This window comes from Finegoldia sp., from assembly GCF_046991905.1.
Taxonomy (GTDB): domain Bacteria; phylum Bacillota; class Clostridia; order Tissierellales; family Peptoniphilaceae; genus Finegoldia.
This window is the reverse complement of the sequence record NZ_JBKWZF010000115.1, coordinates 1-2767: the sequence shown is the minus strand read 5'-3', so window position 1 is coordinate 2767 and position 2767 is coordinate 1. Positions and strand designations below refer to the sequence as shown.

Annotated in this window: 2 protein-coding genes; both read right to left on the bottom strand. The window is 34.7% G+C overall.

The features are described 5' to 3' along the window. Positions 1–511, bottom strand: a 511-nt coding sequence (locus ACLUJM_RS13385) for a hypothetical protein (RefSeq protein ID WP_256292960.1), incomplete at its 3' end; no start/stop codon positions are given. Between the two features lie 762 nt (positions 512–1273). Beyond that, on the bottom strand, positions 1274–2584 hold the full coding sequence (locus ACLUJM_RS13380; protein ID WP_008819286.1) for a tyrosine-type recombinase/integrase: 1311 nt from the start codon (positions 2582–2584) through the stop codon (positions 1274–1276). Positions 2585–2767: the final 183 nt, after the last annotated feature.

Here is a 2767-nt window from a genome sequence, read left to right as displayed (position 1 = left end):
GGTATTCCCAGTAACCTCTATTACATGGACCTGAATGTATAGGCTCACAGCCAGGTATACGTCCAGGAATGAACTTTCCGGTCAATTCGTATTTGGCATTTGGCTTTCTTGTGGTTCCTAGCATTCTTGCTACAACTCGACAGACATCGACACGTCCATCGGTCACATAATAAATATTGCTACATGCACTAATGCCAGTCCATACCGCCATGCCTATTTTGATCCACAAATATGGAACAACTCTAGTACTAGGAGTTTGAATCACAGGAGGTTTGGCATCGAAATGATTTTTATAATCTCTCAAAACGATAACACCATCCTTTTGATATGTTACCTCAACACCATCATTATACAGCTTTATTTCCTCGCCGTCTTCGTTTTCATAGTGTTTTACTATTACTGCATCATCTGTGTTACAAGTGTTGTCATCTTTTGCATGAATGTTAGTATAAGTAATACCAGTCGTAGAAATAGATAAAATGGTTAATAATATCAGTATAATTTTTTTCATGATTATTTTTCCTCTTTTTTTAATTTTAACATGATAATGAATAATGCTAACGTATTGAGCATATTAAGACATAATGCAATGCGATTATCAATAAAAGAATTGTTGTAAAGAACGTACACGACGATAAGGCCTGCAATAGACAGGCACAAGGTGATAAACAGTTTTCTTTTTATATCCATATAATCTCCTTTCATGACACAACAATAATAAATTTAAGCCCTTGTCATATTCCCACCCCCTTTGCTTTATATAACTAATTTAACAAAATGCTATAAAAAATCAACTATATTTAAGATTTCTTAAGAAAACGGTTTCAATGATTTTATGTCAGTTATGTATCGTCTCCTACATGCGAGGATGATTTTTACTTCGTCCTTCATAGAGACTAAACGTTGATTCGTTTACAGTAAAGGGTTGTAAAAATTTTCACACCCCTGTGTATCTGAAAAGTTTTCTAATTTAAGATACGAAATTCGTGTTAACAAACGATGAAATTCATCGGCTGTATTAGTGCGTTAACTACCGCTGGGAAACAGATAGGGGTTCGGAATAACCTTCCGAACCAAAGGTAGCATTCTTAAACTGGGTAAATTCCCTATAAGTTAGCAACTACGGACGAAATTCGTACGCAGTTATTGTGATACCCATAAAAACACCCTTTTATTTTTCATCGTGATAAGCATCAGGGAAATATCTCCATCCACCCTGTTTGGCGAATGGCAAAAAGGGCTTAACATCGTGTTGAACCCTGTAATAATGGATTTACTTGAATGTATTATCTATGATTTCTATAAGTTCATCCTCTGTTTTCTCGAATAGATGTGCATATGTTTTTAAAACCTGATTTACAGTATCTCCGATACGATCAGCTATGGCTTGAACATTTGCTCCTTCATTTATGAGAAGGGACACATGAGAGTGACGAAGGTCATGCATATTGATATCCGGCAGGCACATTGAAACTTTGTAATGACACTTATCATTTTCATTTTCAGATAAGGCTACTATTGTTAGTTCGGTTTTACATTCTCTTATGGTTCTATATCCATGCTCATTATTATAAATCTTCCCATCTATTATGGTGATGCTGCTGTTTATACATGGCGTGCCCGTACCAATTTTATCTGCAGGAACCCATCCGTCAAAATAATTTTTATATCGCTCAAAGCGTTTCCTTACAGTGGATTCAGATTTTGGTCTATCCAATCCAAAGATAAAACAATCGTTTTTGAAATTATACATTTGAGATTGAACAGAGTACCAGTCTTTCAAGATTTTTACTAATAATCTAGGCATTTTAGGCTTACGTACACTGTTTTTTGTTTTTGGTGGAGTAATAAGATAGGGAATACCTTTTAACTCCTGTACGCAAGTTTTAGTAATACTGTATGTATTCCTATCAAAATCGATATCTTTCCATGTGAGAGCGAGGGCTTCGCCTATACGGCATCCAGTGAAATACAAAAAATTGAAAAGTGTGTAGTATTGCTTATCATCTATATTGGTGATAAACTTCTTAAATTGCTCAGGTGTCCAGTATTTTATTTCTTCGTCTTTCACTTCATTAGGACGTTTGATCATGCTGATGTGTTTCATTGGGGAATCTTCAAGATGCTCTTTTTTGACTGCATAATTAAATAGCTTATTCAACGTTGTATAAATTTTCTTTATATAATTCAAGCTGTATTGCTCTTGATCAAGATGCTTCATTACTGATTTAATAGTCTTTTCCTTTATAGTGCTGATTTTGAAGTCTTTAAAACCTGGTATGATTTTTTCCACAACCCTAAGGCTATCTTGGTCATTTTGAAGTGTAGAGGCTTTTAAAAGGCTTCTATGGTCATCCTCATAGAGATTCCATAAATCGGTCACAGTGAGCTGAGAATTAAGTTTATCAGGAAGACTTTTATCCATCTTCTTTCTAAATTCTTCATCTGCCTTTTTAGCTTCCTTTTTTCCTTTAAAGCCTTTCTTGCCTGTAAAACGTTCGTAGTCTTTCCACTTACCATTTTCATCCTTATATTTCCCTTTAATATGGTAAAGCCTTGTTTTAGCATCATATACGATTGCCATGAGCCATCACCTCTACTTGAATTATAACGCTTTTACCCTAAAAAACAACATCAATATTTCGTGATAAATTCGTGATTTTATAAATTAAATATAAAAAAAGCCTTTATTTAAAGGCTTAAATGACTATATGGCAGGGGTAGAGAGGATCGAACTCCCATCAGCGGTTTTGGAGACCGTTATACT